This is a genomic window from Chryseobacterium sp. NFX27 (assembly GCF_049887855.1).
Classification (GTDB): Bacteria; Bacteroidota; Bacteroidia; order Flavobacteriales; family Weeksellaceae; genus Chryseobacterium.
Map to the genome: position 1 here is coordinate 69,745 of NZ_JAGEKK010000009.1, position 18,119 is coordinate 87,863.

The 18,119-nt window shown below is 38.6% G+C and carries 23 protein-coding genes; 12 read left to right on the forward strand and 11 right to left on the reverse strand.

Features of this window, described 5'->3' with window-relative positions; translation table 11 throughout:
* Positions 1-19: 19 nt before the first annotated feature.
* Complete coding sequence (locus J4Q03_RS11980; RefSeq protein WP_426048405.1) at positions 20-631, forward strand: alpha-ketoglutarate-dependent dioxygenase AlkB family protein; 612 nt, start codon at positions 20-22, stop codon at positions 629-631.
* A 10-nt stretch (positions 632-641) separates the two neighbouring features.
* On the opposite strand, the gene xth is transcribed toward J4Q03_RS11980, so the two are convergent.
* Positions 642-1,415 carry an exodeoxyribonuclease III gene (xth, locus tag J4Q03_RS11985; RefSeq protein ID WP_426048406.1) on the reverse strand — a complete coding sequence of 258 codons (774 nt, stop codon included), beginning with the start codon at positions 1,413-1,415 and terminating at the stop codon, positions 642-644.
* 152 nt (positions 1,416-1,567) lie between these two features.
* Between xth and J4Q03_RS11990 the strand changes: the two genes are divergently transcribed.
* The 4 genes from J4Q03_RS11990 to J4Q03_RS12005 all read left to right on the forward strand — a co-directional run bounded on the left by J4Q03_RS11990 (position 1,568) and on the right by J4Q03_RS12005 (position 3,633).
* Entirely contained in the window at positions 1,568-1,795 is a 228-nt protein-coding gene (locus J4Q03_RS11990) for a glutathione synthase (protein WP_426048407.1), read from the forward strand.
* 9 nt (positions 1,796-1,804) lie between these two features.
* Positions 1,805-2,035: a hypothetical protein gene (locus tag J4Q03_RS11995; protein ID WP_426048408.1), complete on the forward strand. Its 231-nt coding sequence runs from the start codon at positions 1,805-1,807 to the stop codon at positions 2,033-2,035.
* A gap of 143 nt (positions 2,036-2,178) precedes the next feature.
* Entirely contained in the window at positions 2,179-2,745 is a 567-nt protein-coding gene (locus J4Q03_RS12000) for a ferritin-like domain-containing protein (RefSeq protein WP_426048409.1), read from the forward strand.
* Between the two features lie 285 nt (positions 2,746-3,030).
* Positions 3,031-3,633, forward strand: coding sequence for a DNA-3-methyladenine glycosylase (locus J4Q03_RS12005; RefSeq protein ID WP_426048410.1), 603 nt, complete (start codon positions 3,031-3,033; stop codon positions 3,631-3,633).
* A 49-nt stretch (positions 3,634-3,682) separates the two neighbouring features.
* Here the strand turns inward: J4Q03_RS12005 and J4Q03_RS12010 are convergent, their stop codons facing one another.
* Positions 3,683-5,080, reverse strand: coding sequence for an alkaline phosphatase (locus J4Q03_RS12010; RefSeq protein ID WP_426048411.1), 1,398 nt, complete (start codon positions 5,078-5,080; stop codon positions 3,683-3,685).
* Between the two features lie 121 nt (positions 5,081-5,201).
* Positions 5,202-5,540, reverse strand: a complete 339-nt coding sequence (locus tag J4Q03_RS12015; RefSeq protein WP_426048412.1) for a MerC domain-containing protein — start codon at positions 5,538-5,540, stop codon at positions 5,202-5,204.
* Positions 5,541-5,625: 85 nt separating this feature from the next.
* Between J4Q03_RS12015 and J4Q03_RS12020 the strand changes: the two genes are divergently transcribed.
* Both J4Q03_RS12020 and J4Q03_RS12025 read left to right on the forward strand, forming a co-directional pair.
* A complete protein-coding gene (locus J4Q03_RS12020) occupies positions 5,626-6,015 on the forward strand; it encodes a Fur family transcriptional regulator (protein ID WP_426048413.1) in 390 nt (129 codons plus the stop codon).
* Between the two features lie 145 nt (positions 6,016-6,160).
* A complete protein-coding gene (locus J4Q03_RS12025; RefSeq protein ID WP_426048414.1) occupies positions 6,161-6,652 on the forward strand; it encodes a hypothetical protein in 492 nt (163 codons plus the stop codon).
* A gap of 4 nt (positions 6,653-6,656) precedes the next feature.
* On the opposite strand, the gene J4Q03_RS12030 is transcribed toward J4Q03_RS12025, so the two are convergent.
* Both J4Q03_RS12030 and J4Q03_RS12035 read right to left on the reverse strand, forming a co-directional pair.
* Positions 6,657-7,121 (reverse strand): NUDIX hydrolase, encoded by a 465-nt coding sequence (locus J4Q03_RS12030; RefSeq protein ID WP_426048415.1) that lies wholly within the window; start codon positions 7,119-7,121, stop codon positions 6,657-6,659.
* A gap of 49 nt (positions 7,122-7,170) precedes the next feature.
* Complete coding sequence (locus J4Q03_RS12035) at positions 7,171-8,010, reverse strand: AraC family transcriptional regulator (RefSeq protein WP_426048416.1); 840 nt, start codon at positions 8,008-8,010, stop codon at positions 7,171-7,173.
* 92 nt (positions 8,011-8,102) lie between these two features.
* On the opposite strand from J4Q03_RS12035, the gene J4Q03_RS12040 reads away from it, so the two are divergent.
* From J4Q03_RS12040 to J4Q03_RS12060, 5 genes are all read left to right on the forward strand, one after another.
* A complete protein-coding gene (locus J4Q03_RS12040; protein WP_426048417.1) occupies positions 8,103-9,080 on the forward strand; it encodes a polysaccharide deacetylase family protein in 978 nt (325 codons plus the stop codon).
* A 204-nt stretch (positions 9,081-9,284) separates the two neighbouring features.
* Positions 9,285-9,671 (forward strand): DoxX family protein, encoded by a 387-nt coding sequence (locus tag J4Q03_RS12045; RefSeq protein ID WP_426048418.1) that lies wholly within the window; start codon positions 9,285-9,287, stop codon positions 9,669-9,671.
* Between the two features lie 190 nt (positions 9,672-9,861).
* Positions 9,862-10,029: a lmo0937 family membrane protein gene (locus J4Q03_RS12050; RefSeq protein ID WP_426048419.1), complete on the forward strand. Its 168-nt coding sequence runs from the start codon at positions 9,862-9,864 to the stop codon at positions 10,027-10,029.
* 170 nt (positions 10,030-10,199) lie between these two features.
* Positions 10,200-11,858, forward strand: a complete 1,659-nt coding sequence (locus J4Q03_RS12055; RefSeq protein ID WP_426048420.1) for an FAD-binding dehydrogenase — start codon at positions 10,200-10,202, stop codon at positions 11,856-11,858.
* Between the two features lie 79 nt (positions 11,859-11,937).
* Positions 11,938-12,741, forward strand: a complete 804-nt coding sequence (locus J4Q03_RS12060) for an SDR family oxidoreductase (RefSeq protein ID WP_426048421.1) — start codon at positions 11,938-11,940, stop codon at positions 12,739-12,741.
* A gap of 75 nt (positions 12,742-12,816) precedes the next feature.
* Here the strand turns inward: J4Q03_RS12060 and J4Q03_RS12065 are convergent, their stop codons facing one another.
* The 6 genes from J4Q03_RS12065 to J4Q03_RS12090 all read right to left on the reverse strand — a co-directional run bounded on the left by J4Q03_RS12065 (position 12,817) and on the right by J4Q03_RS12090 (position 17,531).
* On the reverse strand, positions 12,817-13,809 hold the full coding sequence (locus J4Q03_RS12065; RefSeq protein WP_426048422.1) for an aldo/keto reductase: 993 nt from the start codon (positions 13,807-13,809) through the stop codon (positions 12,817-12,819).
* A gap of 137 nt (positions 13,810-13,946) precedes the next feature.
* Positions 13,947-14,837 carry a hypothetical protein gene (locus J4Q03_RS12070; protein ID WP_426048423.1) on the reverse strand — a complete coding sequence of 297 codons (891 nt, stop codon included), beginning with the start codon at positions 14,835-14,837 and terminating at the stop codon, positions 13,947-13,949.
* Between the two features lie 11 nt (positions 14,838-14,848).
* A complete protein-coding gene (locus J4Q03_RS12075; protein WP_426048424.1) occupies positions 14,849-15,673 on the reverse strand; it encodes a hypothetical protein in 825 nt (274 codons plus the stop codon).
* A gap of 11 nt (positions 15,674-15,684) precedes the next feature.
* Positions 15,685-16,512, reverse strand: coding sequence for a hypothetical protein (locus J4Q03_RS12080; protein WP_426048425.1), 828 nt, complete (start codon positions 16,510-16,512; stop codon positions 15,685-15,687).
* A 254-nt stretch (positions 16,513-16,766) separates the two neighbouring features.
* Positions 16,767-17,087, reverse strand: coding sequence for a helix-turn-helix domain-containing protein (locus J4Q03_RS12085; RefSeq protein ID WP_426048426.1), 321 nt, complete (start codon positions 17,085-17,087; stop codon positions 16,767-16,769).
* A gap of 9 nt (positions 17,088-17,096) precedes the next feature.
* A complete protein-coding gene (locus J4Q03_RS12090) occupies positions 17,097-17,531 on the reverse strand; it encodes a transposase (RefSeq protein WP_426048427.1) in 435 nt (144 codons plus the stop codon).
* Between the last annotated feature and the right edge of the window lie 588 nt (positions 17,532-18,119).

Here is an 18,119-nt window from a genome sequence, read left to right on the forward strand (position 1 = left end):
AACTGACATCAACTGTGTAATGGATCAGTTAAGTTTATTTAATTCAGATGAATATTTCCGGTTCCCGAAAGAATTGCTGGAATACACCGAGCACTTTCTGCCGGAAGATGAATCTTCAAAACTTGAGGAGCTTCTGCTTCGTACGGCTCCGTGGAAGCAGAGAACCCAGAAAATGTATGATAAAACGGTTCTTACACCGAGACTTACAGCATGGTATGGAGATGCAGGCAAAATCTATCAGTTAGGCGGCAATTCCTTTAATGTCAATCCATGGCTGCCTGAACTATTATCCTTAAAACAGCAGATAGAAAAATCTTCCGGTTACAAGTTTAATTCTGTATTGCTGAATTTATATCGTGACGGAAACGACTCTGTTGCATGGCATCGTGACAAAGAAAGCGAATTGGGAAACCGGCCAGTCATTGCTTCCGTGAGTCTCGGCCAGGTAAGAAATTTTGATTTCCGGAAAGCAGATGACCACCGGAATAAATACAGCTTACCGCTTCAGCACGGATCCCTGCTGATTATGAAAGGAGATCTGCAGATAAACTGGGAACACCGGATTGCCAAATCTGCGAAGCCTATGAAGCCGCGGATCAACCTTACCTTCCGTCTGGTTCATGAAATATAGGCAGCCGTATTCATTTCTCCAATTGAATCCATACAGGCGCATGATCACTGCTTTTAGTCCAGCCACGGACATGACGGTCGACACCGCCGGACTGTAAACCTGAATGGAGATATGGACTTAACAGAATATGATCCAGTCTAATGCCTGCATTACGGTCGTATGCCTTATACAGATAATCCCAGAAAGTGTAAACAGTGTCGTCGGGATATAATGTACGGATGGAATCAAGCCAGCCCTTATTTAGAAGGTCCCTGTAGGTTTTTCTTACTTCTGTCCTGAATAATGCATCATTTTCCCAGCGTTCAGGTTTATAAACATCTCTGGGTTCAGGAATAATATTAAAATCACCGATGAGTATGGCAGGAAGCTCCATTTTGATAAGCTCATTGGTTCGTTTTTTTAAACGCTTGAGCCAGTCTAGTTTATAGTCAAATTTTGGTCCCGGATAAGGATTTCCGTTGGGAAGATACAGACAGCATATCACCATCTGATCAATAATAGCTTCAATATAGCGGCTCTGCAAATCTTCAGGATTCCCGGGCAGGGCTCTCTGAACTTCTGTAATCTCCAGGTCTTTGGCAAGGATGGCTACCCCATTCCAGCTTTTCTGTCCGTTCCATATAGCCTGATATCCTGCATCATTGATTTCTTTTAAAGGAAAACGTTCCTGAGGCGCTTTTAGTTCCTGAAGACAGACAATATCCGGTCCGGCTTCTTTCAGCCACTGCAGCAAAACCGGTAAGCGGCCATTGATTCCGTTTACATTATACGTTGCTATTTTCATATGAGATAATTTAAAGTCTGGATGCATTTACGAGGCAATAATTATTCCATCATATTGAAGGACAATCTGGTATTTTAAAAATTAAAATTAAAATAAATTGCGATTTATATTGGCATAATTTATTCATTAGGTTAAGAATAAATTGTATTCCCATGTTAAATAAAAATTTCACAAAAGCAGAATTTGTACTGAATAGTGAAAATCAGTACCAGATAGAATTTACCGTTAACGAAATCGGCGAAGGATCCAGTCTAACCGTTGAAAGGAAAAACGAAAATGGAGAATTTGAAGTCATTCAGCCCAGTATTGGCAGACTGAATGACCGTATTTTTATCAAATGGAGTGAGCCCTTTGATGGCAGGATTATTTTTGATAAATAAAAGAAGCTTATGAAATACAATGAAGCCTTAGAATATAAAAAAGAAGCTCTGAAAAAAGCGGATAAATCTGTGCTCGAAAATTTTCATATCATTATTACCCCTGCTGATACAGGAGAAAGTGCAAAATATATAGAAGATTTTTCGAAAAATCCTGATGATTTCAATGACAGCAGCTGTAAAAAATACTGTTCGAATGATGAATACGAAGTGATGAGCTTCAAAAAAGAAACGGAAGATTAAAAGACCTCTTCCTTATTGGATTATTTCAAAAATCTCCTATTCATAAACTGTTATACCTGCCACATACATACCCGAAAATGCAGGCTGGTCCCATAATTGCAGATATTATGTCATCAAATAATCAATCACTAAATTATATTATTATGGAAACTAAAAAAACAACAAGAAAACCTGTCTCGAAAACTGCAGTTAAAAAAACAGGAAAAACTCCTGCTAAAAAAAATGCAGCCAAGCAGCTTAAAGATTTGTTTGAAGATTCACTGAAGGATATTTACTGGGCAGAAAAGGCTCTTGTAAAAGCCCTGCCTAAAATGCATAAGAATGCAACAGACAAAAAATTAAAAATGGCCATTGAACAGCATCTTAATGAAACAGAAATTCATGTAAAAAGGCTGGAAGAATGTTTTGCTGCTCTTGGCAAAAAAGCCCAAGCTAAAAAATGTGATGCCATGCAGGGATTATTAGATGAAGGTAAAAGCATCATGGAAGAAACTGAGGCAGGAGCTGTAAGAGATGCAGGAATAATTGCCGCCGCACAGAAAGTGGAACATTATGAAATCGCCACCTATGGATCGCTGGCTGCCTATGCCAAAGTTCTTAAAGAAAAAGTATGCCTGAAAAACCTGCTGGCCACTCTTAACGAAGAAAAAAAATGTGATGAACTGCTTACCAAGATAGCGGATACTGCCATTAACAGTAAAGCAAAGTAGATTATATATTAACGGAGACGGAGACCTGGAAACAGGTCTCTTTTTATTTTTAATGCTTTTTCATGATAGAAATTTATCACTTAATCAGCTTATAAAATCCAGCAGACGTTTTCTTGTGATCTTCTAAATCGATAATCTTCTAAGTTAAATCATTCACAGTTGAAATTATCAATTTTTGATCATAATTTTTATATCTGTTCTGCTTAAGTTGGTCATGATAACAATAAATTAGTATCAGTTGATTAACTTTGTTTCCTCTTAAAACTGCAAATAAATAAACAGATTTTGAAGCTGCCACTTTCTTATTATTTAAATCAGGATGTTATTTTCCTGGCTAAGGATCTTTTGGGAAAAGTACTTTTCACGGAAATAAACGGTGACCTCACGGCGGGGGTCATTGTAGAAACCGAGGCCTATTCCGGTGTTATAGACAAAGCTTCCCACGCCTATGGAGGCCGCCGCACCGGACGTACCGAAACATTATACACCCAGGGTGGTGTTTCCTATGTTTATTTATGTTACGGAATTCATCATCTCTTTAATATCGTAAGTTCTGTTGAAGGCGAGCCCCATGCCGTATTGGTAAGGGCCGTAGAGCCATTAACAGGTGTCGAAACTATGGAGTTCAGACGGAATATGCCGGCTTCCAAGACTGCGATTTCATCAGGACCGGGCTCAGCAGCTAAGGCATTGGGTATTGACCGTTCTTTTAATAAAAAAGATTTAACCGGGAACGAAATTTGGATCGAAGATCACGGCATCAAATATGCTCCGGACGAGATTGTTTCTGGACCGAGGATTGGAGTTGCCTATGCCCAGGAAGATGCACTGCTGCCCTGGCGTTTTTATGTGAAAGGCAACCGATATGTAAGTAAGCCCAGATCTTAATCTTAGCAACTGTTTGTTTATAAATTAGTATTAGGTATCTATTATAAAATTATACCTGTGCAGCTTTTAACATCAGGTAATGCAGATCTGTATTTTTAATGAAAGGTGGCAGAAGCTCTTTTCCAGGCCCGTAAACGGCAGCTTCCACATAATCTCCAGAATGGTCCATGCTAATCCAACCGACAGAATTATGCTTCTTCTGAATTTCTGAATACGCTTTAAAAGGTAATTTTTTATAGTTGTAAATCCCAGCTTCCTGCTTTTCAAGCCCTGAATAAAAACTGAGCAAATGTTTGGCCTCATCATCAGCAAGGCGTATTTTATTGGTCTCATAGATCCAGTCTTTCATCTGCTGAAGATTAAAATTCGGGTGAATAGTATTCAGAATATATTCATTGGTGTATAGATAATTGGAAATGCTGTTAAAATTTTTGGTGGCATCCGGTCCGTAAATTGTTCCAGGATTAGCATTTCCATGGTCTGTTGTGATGATGACCATTGTATTTTGATCTTTCTCCGCAAAATCTATCACGGTTTTTATAGCTTCATCAAAAGCAAGCTGATCATGAATTAAAGCAGAAATATCATTGGCATGTGCTGCCCAGTCGACTTTTCCCCCTTCAATCTGTAAAACAAAGCCTTCTTTGTGGTCTTTCATATGATCAATAGCGGTTTGAGCCATTTCAGCCAGAGAAGGTGTCTTTTGAAGATCAGGAATACTCGTCCTGTCGATGGAATATGGCAAAGCTCCGGAATTGAACACTCCTAAAACTTTCTTTCCTTTTTCTGTATTCTTAAGGTCCACTCTATTTTTTAAAACCTGATAGCCTTTCTGCTTATACAGACTGTAAATATCTTTTTTATCTTTCCTTTTTAAAGGATTAAAAAATTCATCTCCACCACCCATCATCACATCAAAACCTATTTCAGCATACATTTCCGCAATTTCATTTTCTGCATTTCTGCTGTCTGAATTGACGCAGAAACCGGCGGGAGTTGCATGGGTAATCGTTACGGTTGTTACGCAGCCCGTCTTTTTTCCTGCCTTTTTGAATTTCTGCCAGACCGGAACATATTTTTCTCCATTGGCTCCAATATTAAGGACACCATTTTTTACGCGGTGTCCTCCGCCAAATGACGAACTGGCCGCAGCAGAATCTGTTACAATGGAGCTGGCAGAAGCAGTATCCATCAAAGCCCGGGAAGCTTTATTTTCAAGGTACAGATTCATCCAGTTTCCGTTTTTACCCAGGATATTCTGGGAATACAGATTAGCCATTGCTAAAGTTCCTGAGCTCATGCCATCACTGATCATGAAAATAATATTCTTTGCTTTTTTTCCAGGGTCCGGAATTTCCTTTGTACTGTTGGCAAAAAAATCAACCGGGTTTAAGGTAAATAAACCTGACAGTAAAGCTGAACCTTTTAAAAATTTGCGTCTGTTCATCTTGATAAATTTCGTAGGGCAAGGTAAAATGTAATTCTGACTAATGAAACCAAGTTGCGTTAATTAATTGTGAATTTTCATCTTTAATATTCAGAAAACCTTCGGCTTCGGAATTATAAAGTTAGTGCTTGTGGTTCTTAAAATTGATGATATGGCCTGTAATTAATCCCACTGCTCCGGCATAAATTAAAGGGATATGTATTTCAAAGATTAAATCTGCCAGAACAGAAACCGAGATAAGGATGATGGAAGCCCAAAACAGAAATCTTAGCCATTTGCTGTCCATATTTCTCGTTATCCTATAAACCACTACGGCACCAATGATAAGGAAAGCAAGATCAATATAAGGGTTATGGGAGATTCCCAACGGAATGATCATTAACAGAGGAAAAACAATACAGTGGATAAGACATAGAGCCGCTGCAGAAATTCCTACTGCATCAAGAATTTTTGATTTCATAAAGAAGGGGATTTAAATTTCTTATTGTAACTTTGTTGCAAAAGTATAGATAAATATCAAATAACGCAACATTGTTGCATTAAAAATGAAACAAACCAGAAATACCCAGGCTAAAACTGAAATTTTAAATGTCATTAATCATTCTGACATAGCCCTTTCACAATCAGATATTCAGAAAAAGCTGGGTGATCTCTGCAATAGAGTGACCATTTACCGGGTGCTTGAAAGGCTTGAAAATGAAGGGCTTATTCATAAGATTGTGAACATTGACGGCGTTGTGAATTTTGCGAAATGCAGTGGAAAATGTAATACAGAAAAGCATTTTCACAATCATATTCATTTCAACTGTAAAGAATGCCATTCAGTAACATGCATTGAAAATGTTGTTCCTGAGATCAGCCTTCCGCCAGACTTTATAGCGCAGGAATATAATTTTATAGTGAGCGGAATATGTCCGAAATGTTCCAAAGTGTAGAGCACTTGCGCAACACCAGCCTGATCTCTGTTTACTTTCCGGACATTTTAAGATCTCAGTATCAGTTTTCCTGTATCTGAAACAGATTATGTTTGGTAAAGTAAATAAAAGTACTATTTTTATTTCATAAAAGAAAACACTAATTATGCCGACTGAAGCTTCCCACAAGCTGATTCCGATGACGGATTTTGTTATTGAGTATTATTCTAACGAAGGATATGCCGATCTTCAGACATTGCGCCTGATGAAAAACTATGCTAATTTTCTGAGACGTCCACTGATGCTTGGAATGTTTGTTCCCGTAGATCCGAAAGGAAATGTATTGAAAGAACCCAAGAACTATACTTCCTGGAAATCACTTGATCATAATGCCGTAAAAAGGAATGATACTGCGGGATTTGAAGAATACAGCGAATATCAGAACGCAGAAAGAAACTGTCTTTTTGAAGGCTTTACCATTGCCTACAATGGATATTCCGTAGTAAGAATCGTAGCTTCCTATGATGAAGCAGTTGAGCTCTCTTTTAATAAAAGCGACATGATGTCATCTGCATTTCCGGATATTGAATCACTCACGGTTTTCAATGATATCTATCTGACGATTCATGCTTTGGAATCTATCGGGATTAAGAAATAAAAGACTATTCCCCTTCATTCAGTATTTTTTCCAGTTCGGTGATAAAAGCTGCCTGTGCAGGATTGATTTTTCTCCGGGCTTCTTCTGATTCAAACCATTCCCACTGGTCTACTTCAGGAATTTCAATCATTTTAGAAGATCTTGGAGGCCATTCTACCTGCAATGTATTGCTGTAAAGTCCTGATGTTTCAATATCACTCTCCAAAGCCCATGCATAAACAGTTTTGCCGCCTTTCTGTTTAACTGGTGATAAAGCGGTAAATTTTCCCTGTACCGTCTGGCCTGTTTCTTCCTGAAACTCAAGTAAAGCCCGTTCCAGCGGATCCTCATCAGGCATAATCTCCCCTTTTGGAATAGACCAGCTGCCTTCATCTTTATTTTTCCAGTACGGACCGCCGGGATGAACCAGAAAATAATACTGACTGTTCTTTTCTCTTTTAAACAGCAAAATACCGGCACTTGTTTTCATAAGTTTAAGATAAATATTTTTTAAAGAATACACAATGATCAGGCGTTGGCTACTTTTTTCTGAATGCTGATGGCGACATATTTTTATAGGTCCGGAAGATCTTATTAAAATGGCTGGCATCATTAAATCCAAGCCGGTCTGCAATTTCATTGATGTTATAACTACTCTGATTCAGGAGTTTTTCAGCAGCTTTTATTTTATGATGCATTACGTGCTGCTGTATGGAGAATCCGGTCTGCTTTTTAATGTAAATGCTGATATAATTCCGGGAAAGCATAAATTCTTTTGCAAGATGATCAAGTTTCATTTTTTCGGCATCCATTGCATTAACATTGATATAATAGAGAATTCTTTCCGCCTGGTTGATCCCTTTTGATACCCGCTCCCTACCGCCACTGTTCATTATATTCCTGATCAGAATGGTGATTATAGTCGAGAAAAGATCTGCCGATGTTTCTTTGCTGTATATCCTTTTATTGCTGAATTCATAAAGAAGAACCACGGCAAGCTGCAACAGGTGCTTCCTGTCTGTTTTATTCGTAATTGCAGAATCATAAACAAACGAGCTGTCTTCCATCATTAGCCGGACGACTTTATTGAGCTCACTTTTTTTATCAGCCTGCAGACTTTCCCAGATGTGATGTTCTGTGAATTTTATATAAATGAACCTGGTTTTGTTTTTTATAGAAAATGTATGGGCATCGCTTGGTCTGAGCAGAAAAGCATCTCCTTTTTTATAGGTAAACGTAATGCCATTCAGGTAATGTGTTCCTTTTCCGCTTGCTATCACAATCAGTTCGTAGAAATTATGATTATGGTATTCTATGTCCCAAACCTCCTTCTCAATACTAAAAACATTGAAAGAACTGAAATTGACAATACGCTTCATAATTGAATGGATTTTTACAAATTTAACATAAATTTTTACAATATAAATCAACCGTTTATTCATCAATTTAGCACAATAAAAACTCATTTAAAATGAAACATTTAAAACAATCAGTCTTCCTGATAGCATCTGCAATACTTTTGGTTTCCTGTTCAGACAGGAATATGAAGAACACAGCTAAACAATCTGTAGAAACCGGAACAGCATCTAAAAAATACTGGCCCAATGGTGCTCAGCTGGTCATTTCAGTATCTATGCAGTTTGAAACAGGAGGGCAGCCGGAAGGAGCAGAAAGTCCTTTCAGCGGAACTTCCCTTCCCAAGGGCCAGCCGGACCTTGCTGCAGAAAGCTGGTATCGCTATGGAGCTAATGAAGGAATTTACCGTATGCTGGATCTGTGGAAAAAGTATGATATAAAAGTGACCTCTCATGTTGTAGGTACTGCTGCTGAAAAATATCCGGAAATTGCCAGAGCCATTGCCAGCGGAGGCCATGAAATAGCTGCCCACGGTCTTGCCTGGGACAACCAGTGGAATAAAAACTATGCAGATGAACGGCAGTTTGTAAAAGAAGGTGTAGATGCCGTGGAAAGAATAACAGGACAAAAAGCAGTAGGCTACAACTGTAATTGGCTCAGAAGAAGCCCTAATACTTTAAAAGTTCTTCAGGAGCTTGGCTTCCTTTATCATATAGATGATCTTAGCCATGATGAACCTTTCATTACCAAAGTAAACGGAAAGAACTTTATTGTGATGCCCTATACACTTAGAAATAATGATATAGTGAATATTGAAGGTAAACACTGGAGCCCGGACCAGTTTCTGGCCCAGCTGAAATTCGAGTTTGACCGCCTGTATGAAGAAGGGACTTCCAAGAGAAGAATGATGAGCATCAGTTTCCATGACAGGATTGGCGGAACTCCGGCAATGGTTCATGCTATGGAAGAATTTATCAGATATACCAAAGAAAAGCCGGGTGTTGTTTTTATGCGTAAGGATGATATCGCAAAAATGGTGGTTAATGATCCTGCAACTCCGGTAGATAATAGTGAGGAAAAATATAATAACTAAGTCAAAACTGAGGTATGAAGCTGGAAATGGATTATTGTCAGTTTATGTTCTGATATATTTTTGATACAAACTGTTTGGATATATAAATATGATAAATTGAGCAGTTCAATAAAGATATTATCAATTGAATTTTCAGATATCTGTAAATTCTTTATTTCAGCTTCGTGCCTGCTTTTTCTAAAAATTAATTAAAAAATAAATAGTATGAATAAGAATATAGCCTATTTTCTTTTACGTGTTTCCATGGGCGTGAATCTTCTGGGACATGGTATTGCCAGAATTCCTAAACTTTTCGTTTTTGCTGAAGGAATGATTAAAGGATTCGAAAAAAGCTGGCTTCCCCAGTCCTTTGTGTACTTATTCAGTACCGCTTTGCCTTTCCTGGAATTTATCATTGGTGGCATGCTTATTCTAGGCTTGAAGACCCGCTTAGCAAATTTTGCCGGTGCCGGGCTGATCATTATGCTTCTTTTTGGAAGTAGTACTGTTGAAAATTGGGAATCGATGGGAATACAAATGATTTATGCCCTTTTCTTTTATGTCCTGATCAGTAGAACGGAAGATAACTGTTATGCTCTGGACCATAAGTAGACCATTTATAGGGACCGAAATGCCTTTATACAGGTGTGTTTTAGTGATTTGCAGCTATTATAATGTATCTTCATTTGCTTCTGTTGTAAATACAGTATAGATACCACATTTTTAATATTATTGACAGTTTTATTCATAAAGGCATGGAATATGTATTAATTAAAGAGAATAACATTAAAAAATTTAAGTCATGAGAAATTTATTATGGTTAGTAGCCGTCATTTGTATCGTTGTCTGGCTTCTGGGAATGTTAAATATCGTACCGGGAATGAGTACCGGTTACTTAGTGCATGTTCTTTTGGTAATTGCCATTATTGTCATACTTTATAATATCATTTCCGGCAAAAGGCCACTGTGATAATAATTAAAGCTTCGTTGAATAACAAAATGAAACAGGTCAGAAATCACTTCTGACCTGTTTTTTAATTTACTGAAAATATCTGATGATAAATCTACAGGTATGCGTCTGAATATTTTATATATTTATTATAAGATATCATATAAGTATAAACGAAAGAATTCAATACAATGGAAGAAAAATTCCAGCCTGATGTTATCATTGTGGGAACAGGATTAGCAGGACTTACTGCGGCTATGGAAATTACCGGTGCCGGAAAAAAAGTACTTCTCCTCGATCAGGAAACTGAACAGAATATTGGCGGACAGGCATTCTGGTCGTTCGGTGGTCTGTTTCTGATCAACTCACCCCAGCAGCGGAAAATGGGAATTAAAGATTCTTATGAACTGGCTCTTCAGGACTGGAAAGGGACTGCCGGCTTTGACCGTCCGGAAGATTACTGGCCCAGAAAATGGGCAGAAGCTTATCTGAAATTCGCAGCCTATGAAAAATACGCTTATGTTTCTAAACTGGGAATCAAATTTATGTTTATGGTAGGCTGGGCCGAACGTGGAGACGGATCAGCAACCGGTCACGGAAATTCCGTACCCCGTTTCCATGTCAGCTGGGGAACCGGAACCGGAGTTGTGAAGCCTTTTGTAGATAAAGCGTATGAGGCAAAAAGAAAAGGTCTTTTACAGATGAAATTCAGGCACAGAGTGACTGAACTGATCATGGAAAATGGTAAAACCAAAGGTTTAAAAGGAGATGTTCTCGAAAATGACGATAAAGAAAGAGGTGCCGCTACCAACAGAAACGTGATTTCACAGTTTGAATTCCATGCATCTCTTGTCATCATTGCATCGGGAGGTATAGGAGCCAATCATGAACTGGTACGGAAAAACTGGCCGGAAAGATTGGGAAAAGCTCCCGAAAATATGGTTTGCGGTGTACCTGCCTATGTGGACGGAAAAATGATAGGAATTGCTGAAAATTCCGGGGCACACATCATTAACCCGGACAGAATGTGGCATTATACAGAAGGAATACAGAACTGGAATCCGATATGGCCGAAACATGGCATCAGAATACTGCCGGGACCGTCTTCTCTATGGTTTGATGCCAGGGGAAACCGCTTCCCCGCTCCTTTTCTGCCCGGATTTGATACTCTGGGAACCCTGAAGCATATACAGGAGACAGGATTTTCTTACTCCTGGTTTATCCTGACCCAGAAAATCATTAAAAAAGAATTTGCCCTTTCCGGATCAGAACAAAATCCGGATATTACCAATAAGGATTATGTTCTTTTTCTGAGAAGGATTTTTGGAAAAAAAGCACCGGGACCTGTGGAAGCTTTTAAAGAACACGGAAAAGACTTTATTGTTTCAAATGATCTGAAAACCCTGGTGGAAAAGATGAATGAACTGTCTGGTACTCCCCTTCTGAACTATGAAAAAATTAAAGCACAGATCGAAGCCAGAGACAGGGAGCTGGATCATAAGTATTCCAAAGATACGCAGGTTAATTATATCAGGAATACAAGAAATTATTTAGGGGATAAACTTGGCCGGGTTGCAGCCCCTCATAAAATATTAGATCCTAAAAATGGCCCTCTGATTGCTGTACGGCTCAATATTCTTACCCGGAAAACGCTGGGTGGCATTAAAACAAATCTTAACGGACAGGTTTTAAGAGATGATGATACGGTAATTGACGGACTTTACGCGGCCGGAGAAGCTGCGGGCTTTGGCGGAGGCGGAATGCATGGCTACCGTGCATTGGAAGGAACATTTCTTGGAGGCTGTATTTTTTCGGGAATGAAAGCCGGAAAATATATAGCCGGACTTTAAAAGGTAAACAAGTGAATTCTTCTTAAAGCTGAATAGTGAATTTTAAGAATCAGGAGTAAAATACTAAATAAAAGAAAAAGTGAGTACTTATTTTAATAATAAAGTTGTTTGGGTTACCGGAGCTTCATCAGGAATCGGGGAAGCTCTGGTGAAAGAACTGGCATTGAAAAGCAGTGCGAAGATTATCCTTTCATCAAGAAATAAAGATCAGTTGAATGCTGTAGCTGAAAAGGCCGGGCTTGAAGCCAACCGTTTTTTTGTACTGCCTTTGGATTTGGAAGACTATAAAAAAATGACGGATGTCGTGGCAGAAGCTATAGAAAAATTTGGAAAGATTGATGTGTTGATTAATAATGCGGGGCTATCCCAGCGTTCCCTGGCTATGGAAACTGATATAGAAGTTGATAAACGTTTAATGGATATTGATTATATAGGAACCGTAGCCCTTACAAAATCTGTGCTTCCCTATATGATCAGGAACGGCGGCGGGCATATTGCTGTAGTCTCCAGCCTGATGGGCGTTTTCGGAGCTCCGATGCGAAGCAGTTATGCCGCTGCAAAACACGCACTTCACGGTTTTTTTGATTCGCTGCGTGCAGAATTATATACCAAAAAAATTATAGTGACCATCATCTGTCCCGGCTTTGTACATACTAATATTTCTATCAATGCATTAACGGGGAACGGTTCTCTGCAGGGAACTATGGACGATGCCACAAATAAAGGAATGCCTGCAGATGTGTTTGCCAGAAAAATGCTTGCAGCTATAGGAAAAAAGAAATATCAGACATCTATAGGTGGTAAAGAAGTAGCAGGAACCTATCTTAAAAGGTTCTTTCCTACCCTTCTGGCTAAGATCGTCCGTAAAGCAAAAGTGGTTTAGCCAAATACAAAACCTCCCGTAAAGAGAGGTTTATTTTATATGTGGCTGGAAATAAAGTTAATCATCTAAATTGTTTTAAGATTCAGGAACCTGGGCCTTTTCATAGATCAGTCCTTCAGATTTCAGTTCACTCCAAAAGTCAGCCGGAATAGTGGCATTAAGGCCTTCCACATTATCTTTTACCTGTTCCGGTCTGCTGGCTCCGGGAATAATAGAAGCAAATTCATCTGAAGCCAAAACGAATTGAAGTGCAGCATGTACAATATCCGTATTATATTTTTGGGCAATATCCGCTATTGCAGCACGCTTTTCGGCCATCCCTTTTGGAATTACGTCCTTATAATTGTACCTTTCTCTTCCTGCAATATATCCGGAATTGTATCCAGCACCGGAAACCAGTTTTACTCCTGCTTTTTTAACGGCAGGAAGCAGTCTGTCTACGGCATCTTCATGCTCCAGGATCGAATATTGTGTTGCGGAAAGACAGATGTCCGGATCAGCAGCATCAATGCAGTCTAAAACAGGTTCAATTTTGTTGACTCCCATTCCCCATGCCTTAATCACTCCCTGGTCCCGCAGTTCGGAGAGAACTTTAAATGCTCCTTTCTTTGCCTGTTCCAGAAAATAAGGATAGCGGTCCCCTACCTGGTCTTCAGAAAGGTCATGAATATAAACGATGTCAATATAATCCAGCCCTGTTCTTTGCAGGCTGCTTTCTATAGATCGTTTGACCCCGTCTGCCGTGTAATCATGTTTAAAATCATAATTCAGCGGTTTTTTCCACATCGTAGGTGGGACTTCCGGTTCAGGGACTTCATGAAACAGTCTTCCTACTTTAGTTGAAAATATAAAATCGCTTCTGTCTTTGTCTTTCAGAACATCTCCGAATCTTCTTTCACTTTTGGTAAGGCCATACCAGGGTGATGTATCATAATATCGGACTCCCAGATCCCAGGCAGTCTGAAGTATGTTATAAGATTCTTCATCACTTATATTTTCGAACGCTGTTCCTATTGCTACCCCGCCTATTCCTAGCCTGTGCTTTTCTGTTAAAACATCTGTTTTCATATGATTGTATTTAAGTGTTGGTGACAAATAAAATGCAAACATCATGCAGAGAAGACTAAAGAATATATAAAAAATCACCCCGAACGAGAGGTGATTTTTGTTTTTGGTCTATTTTATTGTATTGAACAAAAATGCAATTACTGCTCAACAATCGTTAAAACATTATAACCTCCCGTATTGAGAAGAGGGCGTTTGTCAGGGTCCCACGATACATTGATCCATACAAAAGGTCTTAGTTTATCACCTGCATTCAGATACAGGCTGGCAGTACATGCAGATCCTACAATCACAGCGTTGGGAGCATTTCCTGTATCCTGAGGATAACCGTTATTGGTTTTTATCCTCTGTATAACCGCATTGGATGAGTTTCTTACCTCCCAGATTGCTTCCGTCTGGTTCTGTCCAAAACTGGTGTTAACCTGACTTGGTGCCAAGGCAAAAGTGAAAGTAGCATAATATACGCCCGATCTCGGAGCAATAAATTCCCCGGTAGCAGGATCAAAATTGGTTCTTGGCTGTCCGGAATCCGAATCCAGTTTTTCTGCCCATGAAGTAAGATAAGCAGAAGATCTTCCGGGAATTCCGTCTGTATAATTTCCAACCGGCCACAAACCGGTTTCAAAAACTGTGGAATTATTATTTGTTTTCTCAGCCATCACCACAATTCTAGGTTTTCCGTAGGGCAGAATAGGAACCCATACCGTTCCGTCAGAATATTCTATATAACCCTGAACCCCGATGGCTGGGCTGGGATTGTAACGCATGGCTCCGGCTCCGGCTTCAGCTGCGGTTTGGCTGGTCATTCCTATAGCCATAGAACCATTGGCTCCGTTTCTCAGGTCAATAGCCATTTTGGGAGCAGCTACTCCTACCCCTATTTTTCCGGTTTTATCAATAATGACTTTTTCAGTTGTATTAATTTCAATGGAATTAGCCGGACTGGGATTGTTAATACCAATACCTATCTGAGCTAAAACTAAATTGGGGAGAAGGCTCAGGAATAATATATTTCTTCTATTTAATTTCATCTTTGTTGGTTTTATAATTCGTAAATACTGATACTGTTATTGGTGCCCGTGTTGGCTGTATTGATACTTCTGCTGCCTCCGAAATTATGGAAAACCTTAAATTGGATAGTATTACCTGCAGACAAATTAAAAATAGCTGTACAGTTGCCTCCGACAATATTACTGACGGTATTAATATCCCATGCCGGGTATGAGTTTACACTTCTGTACGTCTGGACATTATTAGCCGCAGCATTACTTTCAATAATAGTTTCTATCCTTGAGTTCTGCGCAATATTTCCGTCAGCTAAAGTAATACTGAAAGAAACAATATAAAACCCGTTTCTGGGCGCAGTAAATGTAGTACCATTGAAATTAGACTGAGAATCTGTAACTACAGTCCATCCGTTTACCAGAGTGGTGGTATTGTTTGTTAGGGTAAGTGCACTGCTTTTATTAGCCAGCACCACTGCCTTAGGCGGTAAGGTCATTGGAAGGCTATGCCATGATACCCCATCAGAATACTGGATGATATTTCCGGTACTGTAACGGATAGCTCCGCCACCGGCAGCTGCAGCAGTTTGTGTACTTGTTCCCAATCCTATAATACCTTTCTGGTCAGCAGAGCGTACATCTACTTTTGTTTTGGGATCTATCAGTCCCACTCCCAGTTTACCATCAGAAGTTACCACTACATCATTTAATATCTGAGGTGCAGAAGGCGGGACACTGCTGTTATCTTTTCCACCGTCTATATGAAAAGTCTGCATTGGATCTTTGGTAAAGATGCCTGTCTGGGCCTGTATAGTGAATGAGAGGAAAAAGACCAGTAATTTATATAAATTTTTAATTTTCATTTTGTGTATTTTTAATTTTCAATAATAGTCAGATTGTTAAAGCCTGCATCCGGATGCGTCCAGTCTGCATTTGCTCTTAAAGCTCTTGCTCCTGACCCTGTGATGTTCTGATTAAGCTGTGGCCGTACGGTCTGGTTCGCACTCAAGCTTACCGTAATGGCGGCAGAGCCTCCTACCTGGGCATCTTCATTACTGCGGGCAAAGGTTTTATAAGAACGGGCAAGGATAGAAGCTGTACTTGGGCTGTAGAACTGGCTGGTAACTTCAGAAGAATTGACCACCGGACCGGAAACAAAATTATAAGTCATCAAAAATGTATAGACTCCGGCTCTGGGTGCGGTGAAAATTCCTGTAACAGGGTCGAAACTGTTGGAGAGATCTCTGACTTCGTTCCATCCGGTAACATTGACATCAGCATTGTAGGCAACTGAGAAAGAGCCAGTCATTCTGGCAACGACTACCGCTTTAGTGGGCAGAATAATTGCTGCTTCCCAGACGTTTCCGTCAGATACCTGAAATTTTGCCTGAGTAGATTCATATCGCACGGCTCCTGCTCCTGCTGCGCTGGCTGTCATAGTGGTGGTACCCAGTCCGACAGCATTTTGAAGGCCGGCTGACCGCATGTCAAGCTTTACAATTGGGTTTAAAACTCCTGCTCCTATGAAACCGCTATTGGTAATAATAAGGTCATTGCTGATTTGTGCAGGGGTAGCAGAAATAGCATTGTCTTTTGCACCGTCTACATGCAAAGTTCCCAGTGGATTGCTGGTACTAATTCCTATCTGTGCACTGATGGTACATGAAACAATCAGAGCCAGGGATAGCAAATTTTTCTTCATTTGAATTGTGTTTTTAAAATGTCAGTTTTATTGGAACTTCTGATATTAAAATGCCTATTAATAATTTTGATTCCAAAATGCAAATTTAGAGCTTTTATTAGTTAATGTATAGAATAATACAAAATTTGGAAAATTCTCTCAGAAGAAAAAGCATACGGTGTGATATTTTCTGAAAAAAACACATGAGTTTATATTTGTAAATATTTGATATATATTGCTTTATATTTAAAAATACTGTATTTTAATGTAGTCTTTCAAATAAATTTTTTTTTCCAATTAGCAACCGTATTTCTACTTAATTTAAAATGCCTGGCCAGCTCTGCGTTGTTATATCCATGTTTTTTCTGATAGTTCAGTATTTCAAGAATGGATTGCTGATCGAAAAAGCGGTGCTTCTGATTAAAAACAAAGGTGTTTTTATCTTTCTTATCCGTAAGAATGCTGCTGCAAGTGATAACATCAAGTATTGAGAAATTCTTTTTAGAGAGTAGGGTTTTGCATGCTTCTTTTTTATCAGGATATCTTTCATTAATAAGGTCTGTATAGATTCTTTTGTAATCCGGAATATTTTTCATTTTAATGTTTTATTTATTCATCATATCATATTTGTGAAGCCATTTGTAAAGTGTGCTTTTAGGAATTTTATATTCAGAAATTACATTGGATTTTGTCATTTCCCCTTTTCTGATTTTGTGCAGGACAAATTCTACGATTTCTTTGGTGTAAAGGCTCTTACGAAAAGCCGGGAGTGGATCTTCTGTTTTTTTCTTTTTAATATAGTCCATAGAAGACTGTGGAGAATACAAAATAAGGTGTTGGGAGTACAATCTGAAAAAGTCATATTGAAGAAGCTTGGACCAGCGCAGCAGAACTTCTGTGTCAATACTGTAAGATTCATACATTTTTATGATATCCTCCTGATTGCAGTTCAGAAATTTACATATGCGGGGCATTTCAATGCCGCTTTTGGCCACCTTTTCTTTTATCATTGATCCAATGTGCAGGTTTTTGATGTTCATATATTTTTTTAATTTTTGGTGTTTTTTATAAACAGATTATCTGTGGTGTAAAGGAATAGAGATATAAGGAAAGGAATACAAAAATTTAACTGAGGGAAATTTTATCACCTTTCATATTTGTTTTAGAATTTTCAGCCTAAAATATTTTTAAGAACAGCCTTTCAGTTGAAGGTATCAGAAGAACAAGATCTGATTATTGTAAATCATTTTCTTTTAGTTGGGAAACACTCCTATCCCTGTAAAAGGCTGACAATAATAAAATTTTAGCCGGGTATGAAAAAGCTTACTATGAAATGATTTCTGAAAATAACAGGTATTTGGAGCTGTTTTAATATGATTATAAAAGCCGGATTTTAAGCGGTTATTTAGATTAAGTTATTTAATATCAGTTGATTGAAAAATTAATCAACAATATAGATTCTGAAAAACTAACACATTATTCCAGCTGGGATCTTCATTTAAAAGCAGAATTAAAATTTATAAGAAATATTTATAATGATGTAATGAATTGATTTATATTGTGTTATGTTGAATTTTAACATTTTCCCAGCAATCCGGAACCGGACATTTATAAAGATATTTCATAAA

Coding starts and splice junctions, on each gene's coding strand:
- J4Q03_RS12020 (WP_426048413.1), top strand. CDS start 5,626: ATGAAACAAACCAGAAATACCCAGGCTAAAACTGAAATTTTAAATGTC.
- J4Q03_RS12085 (WP_426048426.1), bottom strand. CDS start 17,087: ATGAAAAATATTCCGGATTACAAAAGAATCTATACAGACCTTATTAAT.
- J4Q03_RS11980 (WP_426048405.1), top strand. CDS start 20: ATGGATCAGTTAAGTTTATTTAATTCAGATGAATATTTCCGGTTCCCG.
- J4Q03_RS12070 (WP_426048423.1), bottom strand. CDS start 14,837: ATGAAATTAAATAGAAGAAATATATTATTCCTGAGCCTTCTCCCCAAT.
- J4Q03_RS12075 (WP_426048424.1), bottom strand. CDS start 15,673: ATGAAAATTAAAAATTTATATAAATTACTGGTCTTTTTCCTCTCATTC.
- xth (WP_426048406.1), bottom strand. CDS start 1,415: ATGAAAATAGCAACGTATAATGTAAACGGAATCAATGGCCGCTTACCG.
- J4Q03_RS12040 (WP_426048417.1), top strand. CDS start 8,103: ATGAAACATTTAAAACAATCAGTCTTCCTGATAGCATCTGCAATACTT.
- J4Q03_RS12055 (WP_426048420.1), top strand. CDS start 10,200: ATGGAAGAAAAATTCCAGCCTGATGTTATCATTGTGGGAACAGGATTA.
- J4Q03_RS12065 (WP_426048422.1), bottom strand. CDS start 13,809: ATGAAAACAGATGTTTTAACAGAAAAGCACAGGCTAGGAATAGGCGGG.
- J4Q03_RS12050 (WP_426048419.1), top strand. CDS start 9,862: ATGAGAAATTTATTATGGTTAGTAGCCGTCATTTGTATCGTTGTCTGG.
- J4Q03_RS12090 (WP_426048427.1), bottom strand. CDS start 17,531: ATGAACATCAAAAACCTGCACATTGGATCAATGATAAAAGAAAAGGTG.
- J4Q03_RS12080 (WP_426048425.1), bottom strand. CDS start 16,512: ATGAAGAAAAATTTGCTATCCCTGGCTCTGATTGTTTCATGTACCATC.
- J4Q03_RS12045 (WP_426048418.1), top strand. CDS start 9,285: ATGAATAAGAATATAGCCTATTTTCTTTTACGTGTTTCCATGGGCGTG.
- J4Q03_RS12010 (WP_426048411.1), bottom strand. CDS start 5,080: ATGAACAGACGCAAATTTTTAAAAGGTTCAGCTTTACTGTCAGGTTTA.
- J4Q03_RS12025 (WP_426048414.1), top strand. CDS start 6,161: ATGCCGACTGAAGCTTCCCACAAGCTGATTCCGATGACGGATTTTGTT.
- J4Q03_RS12000 (WP_426048409.1), top strand. CDS start 2,179: ATGGAAACTAAAAAAACAACAAGAAAACCTGTCTCGAAAACTGCAGTT.
- J4Q03_RS12035 (WP_426048416.1), bottom strand. CDS start 8,010: ATGAAGCGTATTGTCAATTTCAGTTCTTTCAATGTTTTTAGTATTGAG.
- J4Q03_RS11995 (WP_426048408.1), top strand. CDS start 1,805: ATGAAATACAATGAAGCCTTAGAATATAAAAAAGAAGCTCTGAAAAAA.
- J4Q03_RS11990 (WP_426048407.1), top strand. CDS start 1,568: ATGTTAAATAAAAATTTCACAAAAGCAGAATTTGTACTGAATAGTGAA.
- J4Q03_RS12030 (WP_426048415.1), bottom strand. CDS start 7,121: ATGAAAACAAGTGCCGGTATTTTGCTGTTTAAAAGAGAAAAGAACAGT.
- J4Q03_RS12015 (WP_426048412.1), bottom strand. CDS start 5,540: ATGAAATCAAAAATTCTTGATGCAGTAGGAATTTCTGCAGCGGCTCTA.